24 protein-coding genes and 1 tRNA gene are annotated in these 26,846 nt (G+C 62.8%); 14 read left to right on the forward strand and 11 right to left on the reverse strand.

Annotation, left to right across the window (positions count from 1 at the left end; genetic code table 11):
* Positions 1-96: 96 nt before the first annotated feature.
* The 6 genes from gmd to NKI64_RS05245 all read left to right on the forward strand — a co-directional run bounded on the left by gmd (position 97) and on the right by NKI64_RS05245 (position 4,196).
* Positions 97-1,167 (forward strand): GDP-mannose 4,6-dehydratase, encoded by a 1,071-nt coding sequence (gmd, locus tag NKI64_RS05220; protein ID WP_023740953.1) that lies wholly within the window; start codon positions 97-99, stop codon positions 1,165-1,167.
* 9 nt (positions 1,168-1,176) lie between these two features.
* On the forward strand, positions 1,177-2,145 hold the full coding sequence (gene fcl, locus NKI64_RS05225) for a GDP-L-fucose synthase (RefSeq protein ID WP_352666846.1): 969 nt from the start codon (positions 1,177-1,179) through the stop codon (positions 2,143-2,145).
* Positions 2,146-2,226: 81 nt separating this feature from the next.
* Positions 2,227-2,433 carry a hypothetical protein gene (locus NKI64_RS05230; protein WP_352594578.1) on the forward strand — a complete coding sequence of 69 codons (207 nt, stop codon included), beginning with the start codon at positions 2,227-2,229 and terminating at the stop codon, positions 2,431-2,433.
* Positions 2,434-2,839: 406 nt separating this feature from the next.
* Entirely contained in the window at positions 2,840-3,304 is a 465-nt protein-coding gene (locus NKI64_RS05235; RefSeq protein ID WP_023671192.1) for an Hsp20 family protein, read from the forward strand.
* A 183-nt stretch (positions 3,305-3,487) separates the two neighbouring features.
* Positions 3,488-3,793: a DUF982 domain-containing protein gene (locus NKI64_RS05240; RefSeq protein ID WP_023701027.1), complete on the forward strand. Its 306-nt coding sequence runs from the start codon at positions 3,488-3,490 to the stop codon at positions 3,791-3,793.
* Positions 3,794-3,908: 115 nt separating this feature from the next.
* The gene (locus NKI64_RS05245) at positions 3,909-4,196 is read left to right on the forward strand and encodes a DUF982 domain-containing protein (protein WP_031197745.1); all 288 of its coding nucleotides are present in this window, start codon (positions 3,909-3,911) and stop codon (positions 4,194-4,196) included.
* Between the two features lie 107 nt (positions 4,197-4,303).
* Here the strand turns inward: NKI64_RS05245 and NKI64_RS05250 are convergent.
* Positions 4,304-4,378, reverse strand: a tRNA-Val gene (locus tag NKI64_RS05250).
* Positions 4,379-4,492: 114 nt separating this feature from the next.
* Positions 4,493-4,855: a cell cycle two-component system response regulator CpdR gene (gene cpdR, locus NKI64_RS05255; RefSeq protein WP_023671195.1), complete on the reverse strand. Its 363-nt coding sequence runs from the start codon at positions 4,853-4,855 to the stop codon at positions 4,493-4,495.
* 164 nt (positions 4,856-5,019) lie between these two features.
* Between cpdR and NKI64_RS05260 the strand changes: the two genes are divergently transcribed.
* Positions 5,020-5,961: an N-formylglutamate amidohydrolase gene (locus NKI64_RS05260; protein WP_023704024.1), complete on the forward strand. Its 942-nt coding sequence runs from the start codon at positions 5,020-5,022 to the stop codon at positions 5,959-5,961.
* A 334-nt stretch (positions 5,962-6,295) separates the two neighbouring features.
* Positions 6,296-7,069, forward strand: a complete 774-nt coding sequence (gene hisN, locus NKI64_RS05265; RefSeq protein ID WP_023735045.1) for a histidinol-phosphatase — start codon at positions 6,296-6,298, stop codon at positions 7,067-7,069.
* Positions 7,070-7,081: 12 nt separating this feature from the next.
* Here hisN and NKI64_RS05270 read toward each other — a convergent pair whose 3' ends face one another.
* The 4 genes from NKI64_RS05270 to NKI64_RS05285 all read right to left on the reverse strand — a co-directional run bounded on the left by NKI64_RS05270 (position 7,082) and on the right by NKI64_RS05285 (position 9,563).
* Complete coding sequence (locus tag NKI64_RS05270) at positions 7,082-7,912, reverse strand: helix-turn-helix transcriptional regulator (protein ID WP_352667389.1); 831 nt, start codon at positions 7,910-7,912, stop codon at positions 7,082-7,084.
* A gap of 125 nt (positions 7,913-8,037) precedes the next feature.
* Positions 8,038-8,271 carry a DUF1127 domain-containing protein gene (locus NKI64_RS05275; protein ID WP_084624710.1) on the reverse strand — a complete coding sequence of 78 codons (234 nt, stop codon included), beginning with the start codon at positions 8,269-8,271 and terminating at the stop codon, positions 8,038-8,040.
* Positions 8,272-8,274: 3 nt separating this feature from the next.
* Entirely contained in the window at positions 8,275-8,436 is a 162-nt protein-coding gene (locus tag NKI64_RS05280; protein WP_023695699.1) for a hypothetical protein, read from the reverse strand.
* A 167-nt stretch (positions 8,437-8,603) separates the two neighbouring features.
* On the reverse strand, positions 8,604-9,563 hold the full coding sequence (locus NKI64_RS05285; RefSeq protein ID WP_352666852.1) for an alpha/beta fold hydrolase: 960 nt from the start codon (positions 9,561-9,563) through the stop codon (positions 8,604-8,606).
* A 458-nt stretch (positions 9,564-10,021) separates the two neighbouring features.
* Here NKI64_RS05285 and NKI64_RS05290 point away from each other — a divergent pair, with 458 nt between their 5' ends.
* Both NKI64_RS05290 and NKI64_RS05295 read left to right on the forward strand, forming a co-directional pair.
* Positions 10,022-10,489: an Hsp20 family protein gene (locus NKI64_RS05290; RefSeq protein WP_023671202.1), complete on the forward strand. Its 468-nt coding sequence runs from the start codon at positions 10,022-10,024 to the stop codon at positions 10,487-10,489.
* Between the two features lie 157 nt (positions 10,490-10,646).
* Positions 10,647-11,411 (forward strand): sulfite exporter TauE/SafE family protein, encoded by a 765-nt coding sequence (locus tag NKI64_RS05295; RefSeq protein ID WP_023686418.1) that lies wholly within the window; start codon positions 10,647-10,649, stop codon positions 11,409-11,411.
* On the opposite strand, the gene NKI64_RS05300 is transcribed toward NKI64_RS05295, so the two are convergent.
* Together NKI64_RS05300 and NKI64_RS05305 are read right to left on the reverse strand one after the other, a co-directional pair.
* Positions 11,408-12,304 (reverse strand): MBL fold metallo-hydrolase, encoded by an 897-nt coding sequence (locus tag NKI64_RS05300; protein WP_023686417.1) that lies wholly within the window; start codon positions 12,302-12,304, stop codon positions 11,408-11,410. The genes NKI64_RS05295 and NKI64_RS05300 overlap by 4 nt on opposite strands.
* An 18-nt stretch (positions 12,305-12,322) precedes the next feature.
* On the reverse strand, positions 12,323-13,372 hold the full coding sequence (locus NKI64_RS05305; protein ID WP_023686416.1) for a threonine aldolase family protein: 1,050 nt from the start codon (positions 13,370-13,372) through the stop codon (positions 12,323-12,325).
* Between the two features lie 509 nt (positions 13,373-13,881).
* Here NKI64_RS05305 and gltB point away from each other — a divergent pair.
* Both gltB and NKI64_RS05315 read left to right on the forward strand, forming a co-directional pair.
* Positions 13,882-18,633 (forward strand): glutamate synthase large subunit, encoded by a 4,752-nt coding sequence (gene gltB, locus NKI64_RS05310; RefSeq protein ID WP_352666857.1) that lies wholly within the window; start codon positions 13,882-13,884, stop codon positions 18,631-18,633.
* A gap of 140 nt (positions 18,634-18,773) precedes the next feature.
* Positions 18,774-20,228, forward strand: coding sequence for a glutamate synthase subunit beta (locus NKI64_RS05315; RefSeq protein ID WP_023671207.1), 1,455 nt, complete (start codon positions 18,774-18,776; stop codon positions 20,226-20,228).
* Here NKI64_RS05315 and NKI64_RS05320 read toward each other — a convergent pair.
* Positions 20,225-21,430 carry an SGNH/GDSL hydrolase family protein gene (locus NKI64_RS05320; RefSeq protein WP_023695706.1) on the reverse strand — a complete coding sequence of 402 codons (1,206 nt, stop codon included), beginning with the start codon at positions 21,428-21,430 and terminating at the stop codon, positions 20,225-20,227. The genes NKI64_RS05315 and NKI64_RS05320 overlap by 4 nt on opposite strands.
* Positions 21,431-21,532: 102 nt before the next feature.
* On the reverse strand, positions 21,533-22,756 hold the full coding sequence (locus tag NKI64_RS05325; protein WP_023744196.1) for a lytic murein transglycosylase: 1,224 nt from the start codon (positions 22,754-22,756) through the stop codon (positions 21,533-21,535).
* A gap of 207 nt (positions 22,757-22,963) precedes the next feature.
* On the opposite strand from NKI64_RS05325, the gene galU reads away from it, so the two are divergent.
* Entirely contained in the window at positions 22,964-23,869 is a 906-nt protein-coding gene (gene galU / locus NKI64_RS05330) for a UTP--glucose-1-phosphate uridylyltransferase GalU (protein ID WP_023671956.1), read from the forward strand.
* On the opposite strand, the gene NKI64_RS05335 is transcribed toward galU, so the two are convergent.
* A complete protein-coding gene (locus tag NKI64_RS05335) occupies positions 23,870-25,654 on the reverse strand; it encodes an outer membrane beta-barrel protein (RefSeq protein WP_031201344.1) in 1,785 nt (594 codons plus the stop codon).
* A gap of 150 nt (positions 25,655-25,804) precedes the next feature.
* Between NKI64_RS05335 and NKI64_RS05340 the strand changes: the two genes are divergently transcribed.
* Positions 25,805-26,800 carry a KpsF/GutQ family sugar-phosphate isomerase gene (locus tag NKI64_RS05340; RefSeq protein WP_023671954.1) on the forward strand — a complete coding sequence of 332 codons (996 nt, stop codon included), beginning with the start codon at positions 25,805-25,807 and terminating at the stop codon, positions 26,798-26,800.
* Positions 26,801-26,846: the final 46 nt, after the last annotated feature.

Consider the following 26,846-nt stretch of genomic DNA (forward strand, 5'->3'; position numbering starts at 1 on the left):
CAATCGCTGGCTGAAACCTGTCCCCCGTATGGGGGATTTGCGTTCTCGCGCCAAATCTGTATTCGGTTGCCGGGATTGGATGCGGACGGAGCGGCAATGACGGAAAAAGTGGCGCTCATCACCGGGGTTACCGGGCAGGACGGGGCCTATCTCGCAGAATTGCTTCTGCAGAAGGGCTATATTGTCCATGGCGTCAAACGCCGCTCGTCCTCGTTCAACACCAAGCGCGTTGACGACATCTATGTCGATCCGCACGAGCGCGGTGCGCGTTTCTTCCTGCATTATGGCGACCTGACCGACGCGACCAACCTTATTCGCCTGGTGCAGGAGACACAGCCCGGTGAGATCTACAATCTCGGCGCCCAGAGTCATGTCCAGGTGAGTTTCGAGACGCCGGAATACACCGGCAATGCCGATGCGCTGGGAACACTCAGGCTGCTCGAGGCGATCCGCATCCTGCGCCTGGAGAAGTCGGTGCGCTTCTATCAGGCATCGACGTCGGAGCTTTACGGCAAGGCGCGCGAGGTCCCGCAAAGCGAGGCGACGCCCTTCCATCCGCGCTCGCCCTATGCCGCGGCCAAGCTTTACGCCTACTGGATCACGGTCAACTACCGCGAGGCTTACGGCATGTTCGCCGCCAACGGAATCCTGTTCAACCACGAAAGCCCGACACGCGGCGAAACCTTCGTCACCCGCAAGATCACGCGGGCCGTCGCCTCGATCCATCACGGCCTGCAGGACACGCTCTATCTCGGCAATCTCGACGCCAAGCGTGATTGGGGCCATGCGCGCGACTATGTGGAGGGCATGTGGCGCATTCTGCAGCACAGCGAAGCCGACGATTTCGTGCTGGCGACCGGCGAGGCGCATTCGGTGCGCGAATTCGTCGAGCTGGCGTTTGCCGAGACCGGCCGCACCATCCGCTGGCAAGGCGAGGGTGTCGATGAAGTCGGTGTCGATGCCGGTTCGGGCACTGTCCTGGTGCGCATCGATCCGCGCTATTTCCGGCCGACCGAGGTCGACCTGCTGCTCGGCGACCCCGCCAAGGCCAAAGCCAGGCTGGGGTGGTCGCACACGACCGGCTTCAGGGATCTGGTGGCGGAAATGGTGCAGGCCGATCTGGCGCGCACCGCCGGCGGCACGCGGCAGAACAGCCGTTCTGCGTGAGGCAGGTTCATGGATGCGACCTTTGATCTGAAAGGCAAGCGTGTCTTCGTCGCCGGGCATCGCGGCATGGTCGGTTCGGCCGTCGTGCGCCGGCTGGCGAGCGAGGACTGCGAGATACTCACCATATCGCGCGACAGGCTCGACCTGCTCGACCAGGCAGGGGTGCGGCGCTGGATGGCCGAGCACAGGCCGGATGCGGTGGTGATGGCGGCCGCCAAAGTCGGCGGTATCCTGGCCAATGACCGGTTCCCTGTCGATTTCCTGCAGCAAAACCTGGTTATGCAGGGCAATGTCATTGACGGCGCCTTTCGCAGCGAGGTCGGCAAGCTTTTGTTTCTCGGCTCGTCCTGCATCTATCCAAAGCTCGCGCCGCAGCCGATCAGGGAAGACGCGCTGCTGACCGGTCCGCTCGAACCCACCAATGAATGGTATGCGATCGCCAAGATCGCCGGGCTCAAACTGTGCCAAGCCTATCGGCGCCAGCATGGCGTCGACTACATCTCGGCGATGCCGGCCAACCTTTACGGTCCTGGCGACAATTTCGATCTCCAGTCCAGCCATGTCGTGCCGGCCCTGATGCGAAAGGCGCATGCGCTGGCGCTGAGCGGCGGCAACAGCCTCGAGGTCTGGGGCTCGGGCACGCCACGGCGTGAATTCCTGCATGTCGACGACGCCGCCGATGCCTTGGTCTGGCTGTTGAAGAATTATGCCGGCGACAGCCACGTCAATGTCGGTTCGGGCGAGGATGTCACCATTGCCGAGCTTGCCCAGACCGTCGCATCGGTCGCCGGCGTCGAGGCTGATATCGCCTTCGATACGACCAAGCCAGATGGCACGCCGCGCAAGTTGATGGATGTTTCGCGACTGTTTGCAACGGGATGGCGCCCGCGCTACGCACTTCGCGGTGGATTGGAACAGACGTATGCGTGGTTTCTCAACCATGTTGAGAAGGGTGATGTCCGCCTCGGCGCGGCCTGATTCCAATTTTCCTTGAACCATTTCGCTGCCGCCCGCGACCAAGCGGTGTGTAGCAAACACGGTCCATCAAGGAGAACGTCAATGTTTATCACTTCAAGAAACGCATTTCTCGCCGCCATCGCGGTTTCGGTGCTGGCAGGGTGTCAGACGGCACCGCCGAGGGAATGCGAGAAGACCAAGCCCGGTATCACCTACAACGGCAAATGCTGCGGCATCGGCACCCCGTGCCGTGAAGGCAGCAACGCCCCTCATGACAAGCCCGACAGGCCCGATCCGCGGCCGCAATGATCCGCGAGCCTGAAACGTCCCGGCACGTGCCGGGACGTTTCGCCCTCCGACAGGGTGGATTTACGGATCGGAAGGCCGCTACCCGGTTCCTTGCTGGCCGGCATTTGAGTACGAAACGGGACGGCGGGGCAGTAGACGATGCGGTCGCGCAGATCGCGCGAAAACTTCCCGCCGGATCTGTACTTCAAGGGGCTGTTCGACTGTTCGAAGGGAAGGTCCTGGAGAAACTCAGATTTCGCTTTCCGTCGATGGGAGGATGCTACTAAAAAAAATTCGAGATGCTCTTGAACTCATTTGGGGCGCCTCCTAATTCGATTTCCGCCAAGGCCATAAGGCTCGGCAAAAAATGGCGGCGCCGCACGGGGCGGCGTCCTTGTACCCATGTTGCTTCAAGGAGGATGTGGCTATGAGAACCTTTGATACCCTCTATCGGACCACCGTCGGTTTCGACCGGCTTTTCGACATGCTCGACAGCGGCACGCGTCCAGACTGGCCGCCCTATAACATCGAGAAGGTCGACGAGAACGATTACCGTATCTCGATGGCCATCGCAGGCTTCAGCCAGGATGAGGTTGAGCTGACCCAGCATGGACCCGAACTGGTCGTGGTAGGCCAGAAGGCTGATGATCAGAGCGGACGCCAGCTGCTGCACCAGGGCATCGCCTATCGCAGTTTCAGGCAGACGTTCAAGCTTGCCGACCACATGAAGATCAAGGCAGCCAAACTGGAGAATGGCCTCCTCTCGATCGACATCGTCCGTGAGATTCCCGAAGAGCTGAAACCGCGCCGCATTAGCATCGGCGTCGGCGACACGCCAACGGCCGCCACTCAGATCACGCAAGACACGGACCGCGCGCGTAAAGCCGCGTAATCCTGTCGATCTGTCACACTTTGAACTGCGGGTCCGCCTCCCGGTTCCGGCCGGGAGGCTGTGATTGCGGAGAAACGAAGATGATCACTGCAGGACGTACTGGCGCGCCTCTGTCGCGCGCCTGCAGTTGGCCTGGACCGCGCAAACCATGAACTCAATGGTTCGTTCGATTTGGAGGATCATATGAACGATCGGATGTTTGACAGCGCCGTTTTCGTGAAAAGCGGCGACAACCTTGTTCAGGAAATCACGTGCCTCGAGGACGCTCTGGAGTTCCTCTATGAATGGCCGAAGGACAGGCGCGGCCCCATTCACCAAACCGCATTGCGGGCCTGCCAGCGAGCTTTCGATAGCGATTATCCGCTTTCCGCAGCCAGAGACGCGTTCAGCGGTTTTGCGAAAGCAGCCAGAATCCTTGAGGAAGAAGTATCCACGACAATGCCGTGGATGATGGGCAGAGGTGGCGAAGGCGGAGGAGTGACTGCCTAAAGCGCGTCGCGCTGAAACCGATTCATGCGACACGCTTTAAGTCTTTGTTTTGATGCATGTCGTTGTCCCAGACCCGCGGCACACTTCTGGGTGACATGCATTAGGAAAGGAGGTCATGATGCTATCGAAACCTTTTGAAAAGCCAGTCCGGGTGTGGGTGGGCTTGGGCTTTCCCCGCCAACTCAACACGGTCGCAGATGCCTATCAATTCGCATCCGAATGGTGTGGCAACAGCCCGGAGCAGAGAGCTGCTATTCGCGCTTGCAAAGCCGCTCTGATTGGTGACGTGGAACCCGAGACAGCACGAGGCGTCTTCGTCGCGTTCGCTCGCAAGAAGGATATTCTTATGGAGGACGGCATCGAGCCTGCGCCTTCAAGGACGCTAAGCCCGCACCACGTCTAAAGCGCGTCGCGTTTGAACGAGGCGGCTGCCACAAGCGGTGGCCGCCTTACAGGCTAAGTTGTCGAAGGGGTGCGCCAAAAACGGGCTTGGCCAAGTTATCGAAAGGATGGTGGGCGTGACAGGGATTGAACCTGTGACCCCTGCAATGTCAATGCAGTGCTCTCCCGCTGAGCTACACGCCCATCCGAAGCCGCGCATACACCATTTTTGGTCCAGCGCGTCAATAGCCGGAAAGGGAAAGAAAGGCTCGTTTTGTCGCGCCGCCGACGAAGCGGCGAGATCACACTGTGCGTGCTTCAGGCGGCCTGCAGCATTTTTTCGACCTCGTTGACGAGATCGCGCAGGTGGAAGGGCTTGGACAGCACCTTGGCGTCTTTCGGCGCCTTGGAATCGGGGTTGAGCGCGACGGCCGCGAAACCGGTGATGAACATCACCTTCAGGTCGGGATCGATCTCGGTGGCGCGGCGGGCGAGTTCGATGCCGTCCATCTCCGGCATGACGATATCGGTCAGCAGCAGGGAGAAAGGTTCTTCGCGCAGCCGCTCGTAGGCGCTGGCGCCATTGTCGAAATCGCTGACGTGGTAGCCGGCCCGCTCCAGTGCCTTGACCAGGAACCGGCGCATGTCGTCGTCGTCTTCCGCCAGCAGAATGCGTGCCATCTTGTCCCGTCCGAATCACCCCAGCCAAGCCTGCCGTCCGGCAAGCCCGTTAACCATCCTGTATATGAGGAGCTGACGGTAAACATCAAGTGAACGTTGGCGGCATTAATCCTGATTTGACGGGGTTCCTGACATGCCGAAATGCTGGACATGCGGCCGATGAGGTGGCAGTTTCCCATCATGATGCATTGCTGTTTCCGGGTTCGTTCAAATTGACGACGGCAGCCGAAGATTTTTCGGTCGTTCCACCCTTCGAAATCCGATCGGGCGCCGAGCAGCGCGTTCCCTTCGTCTTCAACTCACCGCATAGCGGCCGCTATTATCCAGACCGCTTCCTGGCCATGGCGCGGCTCGACCGGAACGCCATCCGCCGCTCCGAGGATTGCTATGTCGACGAGCTGTTCGGCAGCGCGGTGGTGCTGGGCGCGCCGATGCTGGCGGCGAATTTTCCGCGCGCCTACCTCGACGTCAATCGCGAACCCTGGGAACTCGACCCGCGCATGTTCGCCGAGCCGGTGCCGTCCTTCTGCAACATCCGCTCGGCGCGCGTTGCCGGCGGGCTCGGCACCGTGCCCAAGCTGGTGGGTGAGGGGCTCGACATCTATTCCGGCCGTCTGCCGCTGGCGGAGGCCGTCCAGCGCATAGAGGCGGTCTACAAACCCTATCACGAGACGCTGAAGCGGCTATTGACCAGAACCCATGCCAGGTTCGGCTATGCCGTGCTGATCGACTGCCATTCGATGCCGGCGAGCATCAGGGTGGGCGACAGCGGCCTGCGGCCGGATTTCATCGTCGGCGACCGTTTCGGCATCTCGGCCACGGCAGCCCTGACCGAGACGGCGATCGGCCTGCTCATCGGCATGGGCTACACCGTCGCCCACAACAAACCCTATGCAGGCGGCTTCATCACCGAGCATTACGGCCGGCCGGCGCGCCATCTGCATGCGCTGCAGATCGAGGTCAATCGCGGCCTCTACATGAATGAGCGGACGTTCCAGAAATCGGCCGGCTTCGATGCGCTGGCCGACGATATGGCGCGCTTTTCGGCCGACCTGATGGCGATGCCCGACCACCACTTCATAGACCTGCCGCTGGCCGCCGAATGACACGGAGCGGCGGCTGTTCATGAGATCCCGCGCTGGCCATCCCGCAGCGTAAAAAAAGACCGCATCGTTTGCACGACACGGTCGAAGTCTAGGGAGGAAACGCCCAAGGAGGGCATGGACAGGAAAACCTATCCGAGAACAAATTTATTGTGCGATGCACAAATGTCAATCGATCCCACGCTTTTTTAATTCACTCTGATGTGAAAATGCGTTTCGATGGCGCCGATGTGTGACATTTCGGCAACGCTGATGTCTCTAAAATCGATAAACCGGCTTGTTTTGGCGGGAAAGTGCCTGCAGACCGGGTTGGCACTCTGCAATGCGGGAGAATCACGTGGACATCAGCATCGATTTCATGCGCCGGATCGCGCAAGCGGCGGCGGCTGAAACCTTGCCGCGTTTTCGCGCACAGGGCGCGGTGGCCAACAAGGAAAAAGGCAGTTTCGACCCGGTCACCGAGGCCGACCGCGAGGCCGAGCGCGCCATCCGGGCGCTGATCTCGGCTGAGTATCCCGATCACGGTATCCTTGGCGAAGAACATGGCAGCGAAAACATCTCCTCAAGGCATGTCTGGGTGATCGATCCGATCGATGGTACCCGCGCCTTCATCTCAGGCCTGCCGGTGTGGGGAACGCTGGTCGGATTGACGGTCGACGGTGACGCCGTCGCCGGTATGATGGCGCAGCCGTTCACCGGCGAGCTGTTCTACGCCAACGCTTCCGGCTCCCACTACGAAGGCCCCGGTGGGCCGCGGAAGCTGTCGACCCGCAAGAGGACGAAGCTTGACGAGGCGACCTTGTTCACCACCACGCCGGCGCTTTTCAAGGGCGAGGCGCGCATCCGCTACGACGCGTTCGAGAAACAGATCCAGCTCGCCCGCTACGGAGCCGATTGCTACGCCTTTGCCATGATTGCCTCGGGCAGCGTCGACATCGTCGCCGATCCCGGATTGAAACCCTACGACATCGTGGCGCTGATCCCGATCATCGAAAAGGCCGGCGGCGTCGTCACCACATTCGTGGGCGGTCCGGCGGAAAAGGGCGGCGACATCCTGGCCGCCGCAACGCCGGAGCTTCACGCGGCTGCAATGGCAGCCCTGCGGGGCTGATAGTCGACCCGATCAGCGCGGCTTGATCGAGCGCTGGAATTCCGCCGGCGTTCGCCCGTAGACCTGCCTGAACGCTGAGCTGAAATGGCTGTGGCTGGAGAAGCCGAGGTCTAGGCCGAGCGTGGTCAGATTGTCGTAGCGGCCAAGCAGGTCGAGCGCGCGCGCCAGCCGCATGCGCAGATGGTAGCGATAGAGCGGCATCGCCTCGACCTGCTGGAAAACCTGCGTGAGATAAACCGGTGATACCCCGACTTCAGCGGCGATCTCGGCCAGCGTCCAGCGCCGCGAAAGATCCGAGGACAGGACGAGCTTGGCGCGATCGACCAGCTTCTGCCGGCCAGCGCTTGCGCCGGCGGCATGCGAGGTGCGCTCGCCGAGGGAGCGCCGCACCAGCGTCAGCGCCAGGGTTTCGGCCTCCAGCGTTTCGGCAATGTTGCGGCTCAGGCTGTGGCGCAGCACCGCCACCAGCGCCTGAGCCCGCGGGTCGATGCGGCGGCGCTGACGACGAAACGCCACGGCGCTGCCCGAGCGCAACTGCTCCTTCGGCGTCAGCTCCTGCAGTTGCGCCTCCTCGACAACGAGATCGAGGCAGGAATCGCCACCCTCGACGGGATGGCTGATCCGGTAGCCTTCGGCGTTGTTGAAGAACAACAACTGGTTGGCTTCGGCGACCGCATCGTTGCGGCCGACATGGCGCACGAAGACGCCGCGATAGGGAAACACAAGATGCGTGGCAGCGGTGCACTCTTCGTCGCTCTTGTGCCGGCATTCGCCACTGCAGAGGACATCCCTCACCCTGACGGTGCCGGTGTCCAGAAGCGTCTGTACCGTGAACTGCGACATGGTGAGCTGAGACATGGCCGTTGCATTCTACCCTTGCGCCGAAAGCTGCTCCGGCACATTAGGCGATTGGCTTGTCCAAACCTGTCAGGAGACTTCACCTGTCGGGCCCTTCGTACGGCCATGGCTCAGTCCCACAAACGGCGCATGTATTCGCAGTGAGCGTCGCTGCGCGACAGTCCGATGTCCTTGAGCTGTTCGTCGGTCATTTCGAGCAAGGCAAGGCGGCTTCGGCGCGTTTCCAGTTGACGGCCGATCCAGTTGGCCGCCGCGATGCCTTGTGTCCGCAAGGACCGCCGGAACGTCGCGGTTTGAGTTGTCGGCTGATGTGCGAGGCATTGCGCCGCATGATCGGGGCGCATCGCTCAGGCTTCCCCGTTGCCGGCGCCGGCCACTGAGGCGCCGGCTTCGTTCAGCGCAATCGCGCATTCCTCGCAGCAGACCTCGACGGTCTTGCCGCCGACCTTGACGCGGATCGGGTTGGCGTCCAGCTGGCAATCGCAGGCAGCGCAGGTTTTCTCGGTCATGACGTCATCTCCTTGGCGTTCGGTTCGACCCGGAGAGATGAGCATTCCGGGGCGGCACCGGCTGTCAGAATCTTTAGCTCTTTGGGTGCTGCCGGCGCTGCTCCTGACAGAAGGCTGTCAGCAGGCGACGCAAGCTCAAGGCGCCGCAACATGCAGCGCCGGCGGCATCAGGCTGTCGGGTCGCCGTTGCCGGGTATGAAGGCGTCGAAGGCGGCGAGCAACTGCTCGCGATAGACATCGGCCTCCTGCAGGATCTCGTGTTTCGAGCCATCGATCATCAGCAGCGAGCCCAGACGCAGACGCCTGGCATAGGCTTCCACGGCCTTGGTCGAGACGACCTGATCGGCGCCGGCGGCGATCATCAGCAGCGGCACCTGGATCCTGGCCATGAAGTCGGGCTCACTGATGGCTTCGCCTGCCTTGATTGCCGCCTGCAGCCAGCGGATCGTCGGCCCGCCGAGCGCCAGTTGCGGATAGTGCTCGTAGATTTTCGTGTTGCGCTGATAGCGCCCGGGGTCCGATGTCACCTTGTTGAGGGCGAAGGGCAGGGTTTCCCTGGGACGCGGACCCCAGGCGGCGTAGAGCCGGCCGAGGCCGAGAAAGCACAATATCGAGCAGACGCGGCGCGCGGTTTTTGCCGACACGGGCGAGTCGGGCACCGTCAGGAAAGGCGCAATCAGCACCATGCGACGCACCCGGTTGACCATCGACGGCGCCGCGAGCAGCGCGATCACGGCGCCCATCGAATGGGCGAGGATGTAATACGGGCCGCGGCAGTCGGGCAGCACGATATCCTCGAAGAACTGTTCGAGGTCGCCGGTGTAATCGTAGAAAGAGCGGACATAGCCGCGTTGCGGATCGGCGATCAGCCGGTCGGAATCGCCCTGGCCGCGCCAGTCGAGCGTGGCGACGCCGAGGCCGCGGTCGGTCAGGTTGCGGATGGTTTCGAAATACTTCTCGATGCACTCGTTGCGGCCGGGCAGCAGCACGACGGTGCCTTTCAGCGGCCGGGTGATCGCGGCAAACAGGCCGTAGCGGATCTTCTTGCCGTCGCGCGTGGTGAAAAAGCCGCCGGCGACATTTTGCGGCGGCGGATTGCCTGGCGTGGGATGGAAGAGATCCGTCATTAGGCGCTTGCGTCTTCGTGGTGTCTCACCCGGCAGGGCGTCGGCATGGTGATAGACGCCAATGGATGAAAAGCAAAGGGAGGACGCCAAGGGGGCGGACGAACGACAAGCAAGGCCGGAAGCAGCCTGCGGCGGCGTGCTTCCGGCCTCTGTCGATCCGGGAGGAAGGGACGTTACACCCGGTCGGCCTCGTCGCGGCGCTTTCATCCGGCGCCGCCTGGTTCTTTATCCTGGGGGCACTCTAGCGCCGGCCGGCTGAACGGGCGCCGAAGCAGCGGTTCATCTGCCGTTCATCGACGCCTCGATTGGCGCTCTTCAAAAATCCTTGAAATGCGCTTTTGCGCTCCCCAAATGTCGGATGCAGCCGCCGATGTCGGGGCTGCTGGTCCACCCGAAACGCCTTTCCAGGGTTTCGCACCGGCCACACGCAAACATGTTGCTCAACAGGAGAACACCTCATGCGTCACGTTGATTTTTCCCCGCTCTATCGCTCGACCGTCGGCTTCGACCGCCTGTTCACCATGCTCGACTCGCTGGCCCAGCCCGATGGCGCGCAGACCTATCCGCCCTACAACATCGAGCGCACCGGCGAGGACGCCTATCGCATCTCGATGGCGGTTGCCGGCTTCTCGGACGAAGAGATTTCGATCGAAGCCCACCGCAACGTGCTGACCGTCAAGGGTGAGCGCAAGGAAGAGGGCAATGGCGAAGGCTCCGAGCTGCTCTACCGCGGCATTGCCTCGCGTTCGTTCGAGCGCCGCTTCCAGCTTGCCGACCATGTCGAGGTCGTCGGCGCCACCCTGAAGAACGGCCTGCTTTTCGTCGACCTTAAGCGCAACATCCCCGAGGAGCTGAAGCCGCGCAAGATCGCGATTACCGCCTCTTCGGCCAACGCCAAGCAGATCGAGGCCAAGAACGCCGCGTGATCAAGACGGCGGCGTCACAACGCCCAAGGTTGAAAGCGTCTCCTCCCGAGACGAAAGCGGCGCCGCGAGGCGCCGCTTTTTTTCGCCGCAGCCTCTGTCACCCCAACCGAAGAGTTCTGGCTCTTTTGCGGCGGGCGCCGTCTTCCCATGAAGGGCGATGTCTGATCTTTCGGCTGATTTTTCCCTGGCCCTAACGGCAACCATTGCGGTGACCTTCCTGCTGGCCGGCATCGTCAAGGGCGTTACCGGTATGGGACTGCCGACGTTGGCGATGGGGCTGCTGGGCACAATCATGCCGCCGGTCGCCGCGGCTTCGCTGCTGATCGTGCCGTCCTTCGTCACCAATATCTGGCAGCTGTTTGCCGGCCCGAGCTTCGGATGGATCCTCAGGCGGCTGTGGCTGATGATGGTCGGCATCGTCGCCGGCACGCTGGCCGGCTCATGGCTGCTGGCCAGCGACAATGTCAAATGGACGACGGCCGGCCTCGGGGCGGCGCTGATCGTCTATGCCGTCTATACGCTGCTGGCGCGGCAGTTGACGGTTCCCGCGTCAGCCGAGCGCTGGTCGTCGCCCATCGTCGGTTTCCTTACCGGCATCGTCACCGGCGGCACCGGCGTGTTCGTCGTGCCCGCTGTACCTTACATTCAGGCGCTGGGCTTGAGCCGTGACGATCTGATCCAGGCGCTCGGCCTGTCCTTCACCGTGTCGACGATCGCGCTCGCTGCCGGCCTTGCCTCGCACGGCGCGTTCCAGGTCGGGCATGTCGCCATGTCGTCGCTGGCGGTTGCGCCGGCCTTGCTCGGCATGTGGCTCGGACAGTTGCTCCGGCAGCGGATCAGCCCGGCGACCTTCCGGCGCTGGTTTCTTGTTTTCCTGATCTTGCTTGGCCTCGAGCTTTTGGCGCGGCCTTTCCTTGCTTAGCGACCGGTGCCGGTTGCGAGAACGGCCTCGATGTTTTGCCGGTGGACGGGCTCGTACAGCGCGAAGTACTCGACCGCGCCCGTGGCGAATATGTCGGCGCCGAAGGTTTTCAGATCCTGCTTCGCAAGATCAGGCTCACGCCGGCAGCGAAGCAGTTTTTGAACGTAGGCTTGCGTGGCGGCGATGAGGCCTTTGTCGTAGCCGCCTCGCTCAATCGCTTCGAGCGAGCCGTGATTGGGCAAGATGCGGTCTATCGGCCACCCGCTCATGCGTTCGAGATCGACCAGATGTTGCGCCAGCCGATCCGCCTCGCTGACATAGGTGATCGGATCCTCGAGCGTGTCGCCCGCCAGGAGCAGGCCGGTTTCGGGCATGAACAGCACCGTGCCGTCATGGCTGTGGATTTCGACCTGACGCAGTTCGACGGCGATCGATCCAACGGCGAGGTCAAGACTGCCTGCGAAGGTCCTGTTCGGCAGCACGAGAGGCTTGATCGGTGGAACACCGCTTTCGATCTCAGCCCGGTTGTTCGCGAGCGCCGAGGCGGTGAGCGTGTTGGCGATAATCTCGCAATCCTGAAACACCTCATTGCCGGCAATATGATCGTCATGCCAGTGGCTGAGCACGACCCGGATCGATGTTGCGCCCATGTCTTCGAGCGTCTGCCTGATGAAGCGCGCGTGAGGCAGCGAAATATGCGTGTCGTAGACAAGCGCCTGCGAACCATCGACGATCGCATAGGTGCAGATGCCGAGGGCATAGGCGCCGTCGTCCAGCCAGTTCGGCTCGTCCGACCAGGCGCGAACGCCGTCAACGCGGCCATCGTAGAAGCCGAGCACGTTTGGCGCCGGGCGAACCAGCCGCATGGTTGAGCCGAGAGGTGGCTTTGTCATTGGCGCGGTCTCGCGGGTTCAGGCGATCATCTGGCCGAAGCGATCGACCTCATCTGAAGTCGTGGCAAAGCTGGTGACGAAGCGATAGAGCAACTCGTCCTCGCCGACATGGCCGTCGAAGCCGTGCGGCCTGTGCCAGTCGTAAAAGGCTGCGCCGACGGATTGCAGCCTTTCGGCTTCCGCCTTTTTCATCACCGCGAACACCTCGTTGGCCTGCGGCAACCAGGCGAGCTTCGCCGTTGCCGAATCCTCGATCGCAGCCGCCAGGCGCGCGGCCATGGCATTGGCATGACGGGCCGTGTCCAGCCACAGGCCGTCCGTGAAGTAGGCGTCGAACTGCGCTGCGATGAAGCGCGACTTGGAGAACAGCTGTGCGGCGCGCTTGCGCAGGAAGGACAACTCCTTGGCGCGGTCTAGATCGAACAGCACCACCGCTTCGGCGCACCAGCAGCCGTTCTTGGTGCCGCCGAACGAGACGATGTCGACGCCGCGCTTCCAGGTCATTTCGGCCGGCGTCGTCTCAAGCGCGACCAATGCGTTGGCAAAACGGGCGCCGTCCATATGCAGCGGCAGGGAAAAGCGTTTGGCGATCTCCGAAATGGTGGAAATGTCGTCGAGCCCGTACACTGTGCCGACTTCGGTCGATTGGGTGATCGAGACGGCCGTCGGGCGTCCCCAATGGACGATTTCGGGTGCGAAACGGGCGACGGCGCGTTCAAGATTGTGCGGATCGATCTTGCCCAGGGCGCCGTCGACAGCATGGAGACGCGAGCCGCCGCTGAAATATTCCGGCGCGCCGCATTCGTCCTCGATGATGTGCGATTCGCGGTGCGCAAAGGAAATGCCGCCGGGCTTGTTGTAAGCGGCCAGGGACAGCGAGTTGGCCGCCGTGCCGGTAGCGACGAAGAACACCGCAACCTCGCGTTCGAAGATCTCGCTGAAACGCTGGTAGACGGCCCGGTCGAGATCGCCATCGCCATAGGCGGTCGAAAAGCCGCCAGCATTGGCTGACAGCCCGGCGGCAATGTTGGAATGGACGCCCGCCCAGTTGTCGGATGCAAAGAACATCAGGAAAGTCCCTGCCTGGTTGAGAAAGTCTGGTTGCGACAAGAGCGCGACCATGGCCGTTTCGGGGTTTGACGCGCAAGGGCCAAGGGCTGAAAAAGCGGTAAAGCCAAAGGCGACCACGAAGGAGTGCCGGGACCGAAATTTCGTTTCAACAGCGCCCGACGTAATTTTCTGTCGCCAAACGTCCAAGAATTTGGTGAATCGGTCTTGTGTGCGCCCAGGATTTCTGCCATAAAAATTTAGGACAGTAGTGCTGTCTTATTTTGTCGCACAAGTCAGGCTGGATTGGCGTATCATTTGGGCCACTCCGGCCGTTGCCGCGAGCGACGGGTAGACGGCTCGGCTGTGGCCTGTACGATACCGGATACGAACCGGCGGTGCACCGCACGGTCCGCCAAGGATTTCGAAAAGACGTGCCGCAAGAATGAGAGCGGAAGCCAGTCGCTTCCCAAGGTAGACCAGCGCCCCAAATGCTAGACGTGCAAGGGGCCGGATCGGAGGACAGGACGATGACGGAACTGACGCCATCTGCGATTATCGGCCAGGCCGCGCAGACGAAAGCGGCAGCCGTTAAAAATACCGTTCTGACCAAAGAAGGCCGAACCACCAACGGCCTGACCGGCAACGGTATGGCCGCGCAGGGTCTCTACGATCCGCGCAACGAGCATGACGCGTGCGGCGTCGGCTTCATCGTCAACATGAAGAACGTGAAGTCGCACCAGATCGTCAAGGACGGGCTCTTCGTGCTCGAAAACCTGACGCATCGCGGCGCTGTCGGCGCCGATCCGCTGATGGGCGACGGCGCCGGCGTGCTGGTGCAGATTCCCGATCATTTCTTCCGCGAAGAGATGGCGGCCCAGGGCGTCGAACTGCCGGCGGCAGGCCAATACGGCGTCGGCCACTGGTTCATGCCGCAGGATGCGGCACTGCGCGCCCATATCGAAGAGATCATCGCCGAATCGGCGCTGTCAGAAGGGCTGCCGCTTTTAGGCTTTCGCGACGTGCCAGTCGACAATTCATCGCTGTCGAAGGCGCCCGATATTGCGGCCTCCGAACCGTTCCATCGCCAGGTCTTCATCGGCCGCACATCGGACATTCCAGATGACGAGGAATACGAGGCCAGGCTGTACCTGCTGCGCAAGGTGATTTCCGGCCGTATCTACGCCGAGAACAACAACAAGGATATCGGCGCCTACTGTGTGTCGCTATCGGCGCGTACCATTGTCTACAAGGGCATGTTCCTGGCCTACCAGGTCGGCGCCTATTACAAGGATTTGTCGGATCCGCGTTTCGAGACCGCGCTGATCCTCGTCCACCAGCGCTTCTCGACCAACACCTTCCCGTCCTGGAAGCTGGCGCACCCCTACCGCATGGTCGCGCATAATGGCGAGATCAACACGGTGCGCGGCAACAACAACTGGATGGCGGCGCGCCAGGCCTCGGTCGATTCCGAACTGTTCGGCAACAACATCTCGAAGCTGTGGCCGATCTCCTATGACGGCCAGTCCGACACGGCGTGCTTCGACAATGCGCTCGAGTTCCTGTTCCAGGGCGGCTACAGCCTCAGCCATGCCATGATGATGCTGATCCCCGAAGCGTGGGCCGGCAACAAGCTGATGGATGCCGACCGCAAGGCTTTCTACGAATACCATGCAGCCCTGATGGAGCCGTGGGACGGGCCGGCCGCGGTCGCCTTCACCGACGGCCGCCAGATCGGCGCCACGCTCGACCGCAACGGGCTGCGGCCGGCGCGCTACATCGTCACCGACGACGACCGCGTCATCATGGCGTCAGAGGCCGGCGTGCTGCCGGTGCCGGAGGAGAGGATCGTCAAGAAGTGGCGGCTGCAGCCCGGCCGCATGCTTCTGATCGACCTCGCCAAGGGCCGCATCATTTCCGACGAGGAGATCAAGTCGGAGATCGCCACCAGGCATCCCTACAAGACCTGGCTCAACAACACGCAGCTGATCCTCGAGGATCTGAAGCCGGTGGAGCCGCGCGCGCTGCGCAAGGATGTCAGCCTGCTCGATCGCCAGCAGGCTTTCGGCTACACGCAGGAAGACACCAAGCTGTTGATGTCGCCGATGGCGACCACCGGCCAGGAAGCCGTGGGTTCGATGGGCACCGACACGCCGATCTCGGCGATGTCGGACAAGTCGAAGCTGCTCTACACCTATTTCAAACAGAATTTCGCCCAGGTCACCAACCCGCCGATCGACCCGATCCGCGAGGAGCTGGTGATGAGCCTGGTGTCGTTCATCGGGCCGCGGCCGAACATCTTCGACCTGGTCGGCAATTCGCGCCGCAAGCGGCTCGAAGTGCGCCAGCCGATCCTGACCAATGGCGATCTGGAAAAGATCCGCTCGATCGGCCACACCGAGGACCGTTTCGACACCAAGACCATCGACATCACCTACGGGTCGAGCGAGGGCGCGGCCGGCATGCAGGGCGCCGTCGAGCGTCTGTGCGAGCGGGCGGAAGCCGCTGTCGCCGGCGGCTACAACATCATCATCCTGTCCGACCGCCAGGTCGGTCCCGACCGTATCGCCATTCCGGCACTGCTGGCGACGGCTGCCGTGCACCACCATCTGATCCGCAAGGGTCTGCGCACCGCGGTCGGCCTGGTCGTGGAATCCGGCGAGCCGCGCGAAGTGCATCATTTCTGCTGTCTCGCCGGCTACGGCGCCGAGGCGATCAACCCCTACCTTGCCTTCGATACGCTGCTCGACATGCACAAGCGTGGCGAACTGCCGGCTGAGGTCGACGCCTACGAGGTGGTCTCGCGCTACATCAAGTCGATCGGCAAGGGCATCCTCAAGGTGATGTCGAAGATGGGCATCTCCACCTACCAGTCCTATTGCGGCGCGCAGATATTCGACGCCATCGGGCTGAAGTCGGATTTCGTCGAGAAGTACTTCACCGGCACAGCGACGCTGATCGAAGGTGTCGGTCTGGACGAGGTCGCGGCCGAGACGCTCAGCCGCCACACCGACGGTTTCGGCAACGATCCGGTGCTGCGCAACAGCCTCGAGGTCGGCGGCGAGTACATGTACCGCATGCGCGGCGAAGCCCATATGTGGTCGCCCGACGCCGTCGCCACCTTGCAGCACGCCGTGCGTCAGGGCTCGTGGGAGACGTTCAAGGAGTATTCCGCGCAGATCAACAGCGAGACGGCCCGTGCCCAGACCATACGCGGCCTGTTCAGGATCAAGCTTGCGGAAGAGACCGGCCGCAAGAAGGTGGCGATAGAGGACGTGATGTCGGCGGCCGATATCGTCAAGCGCTTCTCGACCGGGGCGATGTCGTTCGGCTCGATCTCGCGCGAGGCACACACGACGCTGGCGCGCGCCATGAACCAGATCGGCGGCAAGTCGAACACCGGCGAGGGCGGCGAAGAGGCCGACCGCTATCTGCCGCTGCCCGGCGGCAGCAAGAACCCCGAACGTTCGGCGATCAAGCAGGTCGCCTCGGGGCGCTTTGGCGTCACCGCCGAGTATCTCGTCAATTCCGATGTCATGCAGATCAAGGTCGCGCAGGGCGCCAAGCCCGGTGAGGGCGGCCAGCTGCCCGGCCACAAGGTCGACGCCACCATCGCCAAGGTCCGGCACTCGACGCCCGGCGTCGGCCTGATCTCGCCGCCGCCGCATCACGACATCTATTCGATCGAGGATCTGGCGCAGCTGATCTACGATCTGAAGAACGTCAACCCGGCGGCCGACGTCTCGGTAAAGCTGGTGTCGGAAGTCGGTGTCGGTACGGTTGCGGCGGGCGTCGCCAAGGCGCGCGCCGACCACATCACCATCTCCGGCTATGATGGCGGCACCGGCGCGTCGCCGCTGACCTCGCTCAAGCATGCCGGCAGCCCGTGGGAAATGGGCCTAGCCGAGACGCACCAGACGCTGGTGCTGAACGGGCTGCGCTCGCGCGTTGCGCTGCAGGTCGATGGTGGCTTGCGCACGGGGCGCGACGTCATCATCGGTGCGCTGCTCGGTGCCGACGAGTTCGGCTTCTCGACCGCGCCGCTGATCGCGGCCGGCTGCATCATGATGCGCAAGTGCCACTTGAACACCTGCCCGGTCGGCGTCGCGACGCAGGACCCGGTTCTGCGCAAGCGTTTCAAGGGCACGCCCGAGCATGTCATCAACTTCTTCTTCTACGTTGCGGAAGAGGTGAGGGGGCTGCTGGCCGAGATGGGCTACACCCATATCGACCAGATCATCGGCGACAGCGACCTGCTGGAAAAGCGCGAGATGATCCAGCATTGGAAGGCGCGTGGGCTCGATTTCGGCAAGATGTTCTTCAAGCCGGACGCGCCGCATGAGGCGGTGCACTGGACCGAACGGCAGAAACACCCGATCGACGATGTACTCGATCGCAAGCTGATCGAAGTGGCGAAGCCCGCGCTCGAAAGCAAGCAGCCGGTCAAGATCGAGGTCGACATCCGCAATGTCGATCGCTCCACGGGCGCCATGCTGTCGGGCGAAGTCGCCAAGCGCTTCAGGCACAAGGGCCTGCGCGAGGACACGATCCAGGTGAAGCTGACCGGCACCGCCGGCCAGTCGTTCGGCGCCTTCCTGGCGCGCGGCATCTCGTTCGATCTCGTCGGTGCGGCCAACGACTATGTCGGCAAGGGCCTGTCGGGCGGACGCATCGTCATCCGGCCGCCGGAGGAGTCCAGGATCGTCGCGGCGGAATCGATCATCGTCGGCAACACCGTCCTCTATGGCGCGACCGAGGGCGAGGCCTATTTCGCAGGTGTCGCCGGCGAGCGCTTCGCGGTGCGCAATTCGGGCGTCGCCGCCGTCGTTGAAGGCGTCGGCGATCATGGCTGCGAATACATGACCGGCGGCATCGTCGTCGTCATCGGCCAGACCGGTCGCAACTTCGCTGCCGGCATGTCGGGCGGCGTGGCCTATGTTCTGGATGAGGCCGGCGATTTCGCCGCGCGCTGCAACATGGCGATGGTCGAGCTGGAGCCGGTTCCGGAAGAAGACGATCTGATGGAAAGGCTGCTGCATCATGGCGGTGACCTCGACCACAAGGGTCGCGTCGACGTCTCGGGCGACATGACCACCCATGATGAGGAACGGCTTTACCAGCTTATCTCGAACCACGTCCATTTCACCGGTTCGGTACGCGGCCGCGAGATACTCGACGACTGGACGACCTTCCGGCCGAAATTCCGCAAGATCATGCCGGTCGAATACCGCCGCGCGCTGATCGAGATGGAACGCATGCGCATGGGCGTGGCGGCGGAATAGGTTTTTCGACTTGCCGGGAGGCGCAGGCTTCCCGGCGGAACTTTCAGCGACAGTTTGACCTCGGATGCAAGGTTGCCACGGCTGCCTCAAGGGGTTAACGGGTGCGAAAACCGCACCATCTGGACAGCAGGAACTGGACTATGGGCAAGGTAACAGGCTTTCTCGAAATCGACCGGCAGGTGCACAAGTACCAGCCGGCCTCCGACCGCATCCGGCATTTTCGTGAATTCACGCTGCCGATGTCGGACAAGGAGGTCGAGAAACAGGCGGCGCGCTGCATGGATTGCGGCATCCCGTTCTGCCACGGGCCGACCGGTTGCCCGATCCACAACCAGATCCCGGACTGGAACGACCTCGTCTACAATGGCGACTGGGACAATGCGATCCGCAACCTGCATTCGACCAACAATTTCCCCGAGTTCACCGGCCGCATCTGCCCCGCGCCCTGCGAGGAAGCCTGCACGCTGAACCTCGAGGACATTCCGGTTGCCATCAAGACTGTCGAACAGGCAATCGCCGACAAGGCTTATGAAACCGGCCATATCCGGCCTTATCCGCCAGAGAAGAAGACGGGCAAGCGGGTCGCTGTCATCGGCTCCGGTCCGGCAGGGATGGCGGCGGCGCAGCAGCTTGGCCGCGCCGGCCACGAGGTCAGCGTTTATGAGCGTGAGAGCCGTCCCGGCGGGCTGATGCGCTACGGCATTCCCGACTTCAAGATCGAGAAGCACTATATCGACCGCCGCATCGAGCAGATGCAGGGCGAGGGCGTGACCTTCCATTGCGGCGTCAATGTCGGCGTCGATAAGCCGGTGGCAGAGTTGCTCGCCGGATACGATGCGGTGCTCTATTGCGGCGGTTCGGAATCGCCGCGTCCGGCCAACATTCCGGGCGACGATCTCGGCGGCGTCTATGACGCCATGCCCTATCTGGTGCAGCAGAACCGTCGCGTCGGCGGCGAGCCGATCCAGTCGGTGGCCTGGCCGTCGCATCCGATCATCGCCGGCGGCCAGCATGTCGTCGTCGTCGGCGGCGGCGATACCGCGTCCGACTGCGTCGGCACCGCCTTCCGCCAGGGCGCGGTGCGCGTCACCCAGCTCGACATCCGCCCGCAGCCGCCGGAGAAGGAAGACAAGCTTTCGGTCTGGCCTTACTGGGCGACCAAGATGCGCACCTCGTCCTCACAGGCCGAAGGTGCGGAGCGCGAATTCCAGGTGGCGACGCTCGAATTCATCGGCGAGGACGGCCAACTGACCGGCGTCAAATGCTGCGAAGTCGACGAGAAGCGCAAGCCGATCGCCGGCACCGAATTCGTCATCCGTGCAGACCTCGCCTTCATCGCCATCGGCTTTGCCGGACCGGCTGCCGCCGGCGTCGCGAAAGAGCTGGACGGTGAGATGAAAATCACTACCGACAGCCGCCGTTCCCGCAATGTCGAAGCCAACGATCGCGACTACAAGACCAGCGTCGACAAGCTCTACGCCGCAGGTGATGTGCGCCGCGGCCAGTCGCTGGTTGTGTGGGCGATCCGCGAAGGCCGCCAGGCCGCGCGCTCGATCGATGAAGCGCTGATGGGGTCGACGGTACTCCCCCGTTAACGATTGATCGCCGTCGTCGTATCCGTCGCGGCAGCGGCCTTGGGCGGCCACGAGAAGTCGTCGGCGCGGCCGGGCGAGGCCTCGGGCGCCTTGCCTTCGAGGATTAGTTTTTCGCCGGGCAGATCCGGATTGGCTTTCGGCGCCGCCGCCGCACCGAGAAGTTCGGTACCGCCGTCGAGCGCCGGATCGTTGAGCAGCATTGGAACGGTGCGGTCGACCACGATCGGGGCGGCGGGCAGCGACGGCGCCTCGACCGGGGCGCCGGCCGGTGCGGCAGCCGTCACCACGCTTCCCGGCGCTGCCAGGCCGAGGATCTTGGCCAGCGGCTTTTCGGTGTAGAAGGCGAGCTTTCGCTTGCCGGCTTTCGAGACGTTGATGCCGTCGTCGGAGCGCAGCCGCACGGCCTGGCCGTTAATGTCGGGGCCGGTCGAGACAAAGGCGCCGTTCTCGTCGACGAACCCATCCCAGACATCGACGAATTCGCCGCCGTTCTTCTCGGCAGCCGAGTGGTAGATGTCGTTGAATGCGAGCATGTCGGAGGTCATCTTCGGCGTCTTGAAGGCTGGCATGCCGACCCACAGATAAGGCACCTTGGTCGCCGCCAGTGCCTTTCCCAAGGCTTCGGTCCGGCGTTCGTATTCCTTGGTCCAGTTCTCGGAGCGCGGCTGCTCGCGCACATCGTTGACGCGCATCTGCTGGCGGTCGTTGGAGCCGAGCATGACGACGACCACGGAGGGTTTTTCGGTCTCGACCAGCGATTTGACCTGTTCGGGCCAATTGTAGACATCATCGCGCACGAAACCCGAAGAACCGTTGGCGCGCTCGACGATCCTGACGTTGGCATTGTCGGCAAAGGCTGTTTCGAGGCCTTCGGCCAGGCCGTTGGCCATGAAATCGCCGATCACCAGAACGACGCGGGCATCCGGTGTCTTCTCGACAATCGGAGCGGAAGGTTCAACGGGTGCACGGGGCTTCTTCTTGACCTTCGGCTTTGCCTTGCGGACGTCGAGCGGCGGCTCGATGCGTTCGCTGCGGCGCGGGAACAGAAGGTCGCGCAGCGACCAGCCGCGGTTCTGCGGTTGCTCCTGCGCCAAAGCCGGTGTGTGGAAACTGCCGGCGACCCCCGTCGCCAGGACGACGATGGCCAGAATGAGGATCGGCAAGCGGAAAACGATCACACGGATACGCGCTGCCGAAACCAAGCACCCTCTCCATCCCTTGGTGCATGGCCCTTGCAGGGGATCATGCACAGACCGATGCTACGGCATCCCTTGCGTCGCAAATGCAAGCTGCCGTCGCCGGCTCTATTTCTTTCTGAGCCATTTGAGCACTTCCATGCTCGGATACCCGTCCTGGGTCAAGCCGACCGTTGCCTGATAGGTCATGATGGCGGTTTTCGTGCCGTCACCGATCTTGCCGTCGAACTTGCCGTCGTAAAGTCCGTGCTGCGAAAGCCGCTTCTGCAACTCCTGCCTTTCCTCGAAGGACAGTTTGGTGAAGGGCCGCTTCCAGTCCTGCACCAGACCATTAGAGCCGGCGATTTCGTCGGCAAGAAGGCCGACGGCCAGGGCATATTTGTCGGCGTTGTTGTAGGCCTTGATGACGGAGAAGTTCTTGATCATCAGGAATGCCGGTCCGCCGCGGCCGTCCGGCACTTTCAGCGTCGCCTTGTCGGTTGCGTTCTTGAACGGCTTGCCATTGGCCCTGGCGACGCCGAGCGCCTGCCACTGCGCCAATGTCTTCGAGCCGGCAGGCAGTTTGCCGGCTGGAATGGTGACCTCGTAGCCCCAGGTCTTGCCGCCCTGCCAGCCATTCTTCTTCAGCAGATTGGCTGATGTCGCCAACGCATCGGGGATCGAATTCCAGATGTCGCGCTTGCCGTTGCCGTCCATGTCGACGGCATAATGCTGGTAGCTGGTCGGGATGAACTGGGTCTGGCCCATGGCGCCGGCCCAGGAGCCCATCAGGTGGCTTTCGTCGATGTCGCCGGTCTGCAGGATTTTCAGCGCGGCGACCAATTGGGTGCGGGCGAATTTCGAACGCTTGGCGTCGCCATAGGCGAGGGTTGCCAGCGAGCGGATGACATTGCGCATGATGTCGTCGCGCTTGAGGATCTCGCCATAATTCGATTCCATCGACCAGATGGCGAGCAGGATGTAGCGGTCGACGCCGAACCTGGCTTCGATCCGGTCCAGCCACGGCTTCCATTTCCTGGCCATCTGCTGGCCGACGGCAACGGACTGGTCGTGGACGCGGTTGTCGAAATAGTCCCAGGCAGGTGCGGTGAACTCGGGCTGGGTGCGTGCCTTTTCCAGCACCACCGGGTCGGGCTCATTGATGCCCCGGAACGCTCGGTCGTAGACCGCGCCGGAAACGCCGCCCGCCACGGCCGTGGCGCGGAAGCCGGCGACCCATTGCCGAAAACCGGCATCGGCGAAGGCCGGTCCGGCCGGCATCAGCAAGGCGAGCGAGAGGCTGGCCGCCGTCAGCACGCTGGTAAAGAGTTTTGCGGCACTGCGAACGGACATATTTTCCCCTTTCTCTATCTCAGGAAAGACCATTCATCGCCGAACCGGGTTAGCAATTGGTTTACCATAGGCGGCGCCTGGAACGAAAAGACACCTGGATGCTTTACCGGTTGATGTTTCCCTCAATGGCCCGATAATCCACAATTCCGGCGCGAAAATGTCGCGAGGCGGGATTGCCGGGCACGCCCTCAAACGGATAATTGACGCATGAAGCGAGTTCGCAAGGCAGTTTTCCCGGTCGCCGGTCTCGGCACACGGTTTCTCCCGGCCACCAAGGCCATTCCCAAGGAGATGCTGACCGTCGTCGACCGGCCGGTCATCCAGTATGTCGTCGATGAGGCGCGCGAGGCCGGCATCGAACATTTCATCTTCGTCACCGGCCGCAACAAGGCGGTCATAGAAGACCATTTCGATATCCAGTTCGAGCTCTATGATACGCTGGCACAGCGCGGCAAGGACGACCAGCTGGCCCGCTTGCAGCGGCTGCAGCCGGCCCCGGGGCAGACCTCGTTCACCCGCCAGCAGGTGCCGATGGGTCTCGGCCACGCCGTCTGGTGCGCCCGCGAACTGGTCGGCGACGAACCCTTCGCGCTGTTGCTGCCCGACATGATCATGCAGTCGGAGAAGAGCTGCACGAAGGCCATGGTCGAGCTCTACGAGGAGACCGGCAACAACATCATCGCGGTGCAGGAATGCGATCCGGCCGAAACCCACAAATATGGCATTGTCGGCCGCGGCGAGGACACGCATCACGGCTTCCGCATCACCGAGATGGTCGAAAAGCCGAAGACCGGCACCGCGCCGTCCAATCTCTACATCAACGGCCGCTACATCCTGCAGCCCGAGATTTTCAAGATCCTCGAAAGCCAGGAAAAGGGCGCCGGCAACGAGATCCAGCTCACCGACGCGATGCTGAAGCTGGAAAAGCAGCAGCCCTTCTTTGGCTACCACTTTCAGGGCCGCACCTTCGATTGCGGCTCGCCGGAAGGCTTCGTCGAGGCCAATGTCGCCTTCGCGCTGTGGCGCAGCGACATGAACGAGAACATGGCCGGCGTCATCCGCACGCTGCTCGATGAGATGAAGCCGTCCGAGCGTCGCGGCGCTGCTTTTTAGCTACCGCTGCAGCTTCAGCCCCAAATAGATGCTGTTGGCGGTGTAGTTGCGCCCGGGCAGATTGCTGGTCAGCTTTTCGGTGCGGGCGCGGCTGGTGAGGCCGACATAGCGGTTCAGCCACCAGGTCAGCCCGGCCTCTGCACTCAGCGTCATGTCATGGCCGTCGGAGCCGGTGTAATTGCGCCAGTCGAGCCCAAGGGCTGCGTTGCCGGTCAGGTCGGCGCGGATCTGCCGCTCGCCGGTGAGGCGGCCGGAATAGAGGATGTCGCCGCTCTTACCGGCATTCGTCGTGCCTTCGACCGTGGTTCGCCCGGTGAGGCCGATGATGGTACCGCGCTCGGGCGACCATTTGAGGTCGGCATTGATGGTGGCTCCCGAAATCGCCTCCAGGTTCTTGTCGTCGATCGCCTCCCTCAGCCAGCCGGCCGAGAACTCACCCTTGAGCTTCTCGCCCATGTCGACTTCGATACCGGCGCGCGCGCCAAGCCGGGTCGAAGAGCGCTCGAAGCCCTTGTTGTCGATCCGTTGGTCATATACCCGGCGGCCGAGCTCAATCTCAGCAAAGGGCGTCAGAGCCGGGGAAATTTCATAGCCGGTCCGCAACGTTGCGGTGTAGAGCGTGTTGTCCTGGTCCTTCTGCGACAGCGAGGTGCCATCGGTAAGTTCGGCATCACCATAGATGTCGTGGGAGACGGCGCCGGTCAGCGCAAAGCGCATCTTGCCGACGTCCTTCTCGACGCCGAGGCTGCCGTCGACCGTCTGGCGGATCGGCTGCGATTTGACGCCGGCAATGGCGTCGGGCGCGGAGGCCGATTCCGGTGCAATCTCGTAGCCGAGCTTGGCGATGGCGCGCAGTTCATTGTCGAGGTCGACATTGTACGTGCCTTGGATACGGCCGCGTGCCTCATTGATCTTCTGGCCCGAAATGGTGTTGCGGAAATTACCGTAGCCGTCGATGACCGCCGAATTCTCGCGCCAATCGGAGGCGGCGGAGAAACGCAGCGCCGTTTCGGACAGCACCGCCGACTTGCCGCCAGCGCTGGAATCGGCGTTCGACGTGACGGCAACGCCCTGCTCGAGCGCCGGCCGCAGCAGGAACGAGCCGACCTTGATGCCGGTTGCCGCGTACGGGTCGTCCTCGAGCTTCTTCTTCAGGCCCTCGATGGCGTCGGTGCGCTCGGCGCCGGGGTCGAGCTTTCGTCGGTCGACGCCGTCGACGGTGAGGACACGGCGGTTGGCTATGTCCTGATCGGCGTCGCCTGCCGCAGTGCCGTCCGGAGTCGTTCCGGTGGTGGTCTGGTCCGTGGCTTTGCCAGGCTTCTTCTTGTCGGCAGCCTTGGTTTTGTCCTTGGCCTTGTCTGCATCCGCGTCGGCGCGTTGCTTTGCCGTCGACGGGCGGCGTGGCAGGACGGTTGGCGGCTTGTCGGCGAACGAATCGTCGATGGTCGCCGGCGGGTCGAAAATGCTGTTTGCGCCGGCCTGTGACGGGTCGGTGTCATCAGGCAAGGCGCCATCGCTGGCCGGCACATAAGCGGTTGGCGTGTTTCCCGTGGGGGCGGTGTCGGCAGGGGCGGGCTTGACCTGCGTGTTGGCCTTGCTCAATTGCCTGGCCCGGCGCTGCTGGTCGGACAGGATCGCCGATTCCGAAACTTCGCCGCGCAGCTCGGTCTCCTGGGCATGAAGCGCAGTTGGCCGCAGCAAAGCGAGCACGCTCGTCGCCAGAAGCAGAGCGCAAAACGCTCTGCCCGTTCGACCTTTTTTCTCTTGAGGTTGGGCCCGCGACATCGTCACCACTGCTTGCGCGGCGCAAGCGCGCCATACTTACCGAACCGTAAACGGGGATGGTTAACGGAGGGTTGAAGGGGTGCCTGTCGGACATGGCTGGACGGCAATTCTGTTGGACAGGCGAACGGCAAAGCGCTAATCGCATCAGCCATGCATGCGGGATCCCAAGAAAAGAAGCCTTTGGAGGCTTCGATCGCCTCGGCGCTGAGAACGGTAGCCACGGAACAGGCCGGCGTGGCGGCATTGGCCGCCGCGCTGGAGAACGAACTGGCCGAACCTTTCGCCCGCGCCGTCGACATGGTGTCGCGCATCAATGGCCGCGTCATAGTCACCGGCGTCGGCAAAAGCGGCCATATCGGCACTAAGATCGCGGCCAGTCTGGCTTCGACCGGCACGCCTGCCTTCTTCGTCCATCCGGCGGAGGCCAATCATGGCGACCTTGGCATGATCGCCAGAGACGATGCCATCATCGCCATGTCATGGTCCGGCGAGAGCAGAGAATTGATGGGCATCGTCGCCTATTCCAGGCGCTTCTCGATCCCGCTGATTGCGATTACCGCGGGCGCGGCCTCGGCGCTGGCGCGCGCGGCCGACGTGGTGCTGCTCCTGCCGTCCGTGCCGGAAGCCTGCCCGCACGGCCTGGCGCCGACGACATCGACCCTGCTGCAACTGGTGGTCGGCGATGCGCTGGCTATAGCGCTGCTCGAAGCGCGCGGCTTCACGCCCGACCATTTCCGCACATTCCACCCCGGCGGCCAGCTCGGCGCCAATCTCACGCAGATCCACGAGATCATGCATGTCGGCGAAAGGCTGCCGCTGGTGGCTTCCGGCACGGGCATGCGCGAGGCGATCCTCGAATTGTCGAACAAGGGCTTCGGCTGCGTGGCGATCGCGACGGCGGATGGCGCGTTGGTGGGCATCATCACCGATGGCGACATCAGGCGTCACATCGGCAGCAATCTCATGGAAATGAGCGTCGATCAGGTGATGACGAAAAAGCCGAAGACGGCCACACCGGACACGCTGGTGGCGACGGCGCTGCAGATTATCAACAATTCGGCCATTACGAGCCTGATGGTGGTCGAAGGCAGGCGGCTCGTGGGACTGGTTCATCTGCACGACCTGCTGCGCATCGGCGCCGCCTGAAAAAATCAAAGGACGCGTCGCGTTCGGGAAGCCCTACGCGACGCGC

Origin of the sequence: Mesorhizobium sp. M0478 (genome assembly GCF_040321305.1) — a bacterium.
Taxonomy (GTDB): domain Bacteria; phylum Pseudomonadota; class Alphaproteobacteria; order Rhizobiales; family Rhizobiaceae; genus Mesorhizobium.

Excerpts from the sequence above, each read along its gene's own strand:
- gmd (WP_023740953.1), top strand. The coding sequence starts at position 97 with ATGACGGAAAAAGTGGCGCTCATCACCGGGGTTACCGGGCAGGACGGG.
- fcl (WP_352666846.1), top strand. The coding sequence starts at position 1,177 with ATGGATGCGACCTTTGATCTGAAAGGCAAGCGTGTCTTCGTCGCCGGG.
- NKI64_RS05230 (WP_352594578.1), top strand. The coding sequence starts at position 2,227 with ATGTTTATCACTTCAAGAAACGCATTTCTCGCCGCCATCGCGGTTTCG.
- NKI64_RS05235 (WP_023671192.1), top strand. The coding sequence starts at position 2,840 with ATGAGAACCTTTGATACCCTCTATCGGACCACCGTCGGTTTCGACCGG.
- NKI64_RS05240 (WP_023701027.1), top strand. The coding sequence starts at position 3,488 with ATGAACGATCGGATGTTTGACAGCGCCGTTTTCGTGAAAAGCGGCGAC.
- NKI64_RS05245 (WP_031197745.1), top strand. The coding sequence starts at position 3,909 with ATGATGCTATCGAAACCTTTTGAAAAGCCAGTCCGGGTGTGGGTGGGC.
- cpdR (WP_023671195.1), bottom strand. The coding sequence starts at position 4,855 with ATGGCACGCATTCTGCTGGCGGAAGACGACGACGACATGCGCCGGTTC.
- NKI64_RS05270 (WP_352667389.1), bottom strand. The coding sequence starts at position 7,912 with ATGTCGCAGTTCACGGTACAGACGCTTCTGGACACCGGCACCGTCAGG.
- NKI64_RS05275 (WP_084624710.1), bottom strand. The coding sequence starts at position 8,271 with ATGCGCCCCGATCATGCGGCGCAATGCCTCGCACATCAGCCGACAACT.
- NKI64_RS05280 (WP_023695699.1), bottom strand. The coding sequence starts at position 8,436 with ATGACCGAGAAAACCTGCGCTGCCTGCGATTGCCAGCTGGACGCCAAC.
- NKI64_RS05285 (WP_352666852.1), bottom strand. The coding sequence starts at position 9,563 with ATGACGGATCTCTTCCATCCCACGCCAGGCAATCCGCCGCCGCAAAAT.
- NKI64_RS05290 (WP_023671202.1), top strand. The coding sequence starts at position 10,022 with ATGCGTCACGTTGATTTTTCCCCGCTCTATCGCTCGACCGTCGGCTTC.
- NKI64_RS05295 (WP_023686418.1), top strand. The coding sequence starts at position 10,647 with ATGTCTGATCTTTCGGCTGATTTTTCCCTGGCCCTAACGGCAACCATT.
- NKI64_RS05300 (WP_023686417.1), bottom strand. The coding sequence starts at position 12,304 with ATGACAAAGCCACCTCTCGGCTCAACCATGCGGCTGGTTCGCCCGGCG.
- NKI64_RS05305 (WP_023686416.1), bottom strand. The coding sequence starts at position 13,372 with ATGTTCTTTGCATCCGACAACTGGGCGGGCGTCCATTCCAACATTGCC.
- gltB (WP_352666857.1), top strand. The coding sequence starts at position 13,882 with ATGACGGAACTGACGCCATCTGCGATTATCGGCCAGGCCGCGCAGACG.
- NKI64_RS05315 (WP_023671207.1), top strand. The coding sequence starts at position 18,774 with ATGGGCAAGGTAACAGGCTTTCTCGAAATCGACCGGCAGGTGCACAAG.
- NKI64_RS05325 (WP_023744196.1), bottom strand. The coding sequence starts at position 22,756 with ATGTCCGTTCGCAGTGCCGCAAAACTCTTTACCAGCGTGCTGACGGCG.
- galU (WP_023671956.1), top strand. The coding sequence starts at position 22,964 with ATGAAGCGAGTTCGCAAGGCAGTTTTCCCGGTCGCCGGTCTCGGCACA.
- NKI64_RS05335 (WP_031201344.1), bottom strand. The coding sequence starts at position 25,654 with ATGTCGCGGGCCCAACCTCAAGAGAAAAAAGGTCGAACGGGCAGAGCG.
- NKI64_RS05340 (WP_023671954.1), top strand. The coding sequence starts at position 25,805 with ATGCATGCGGGATCCCAAGAAAAGAAGCCTTTGGAGGCTTCGATCGCC.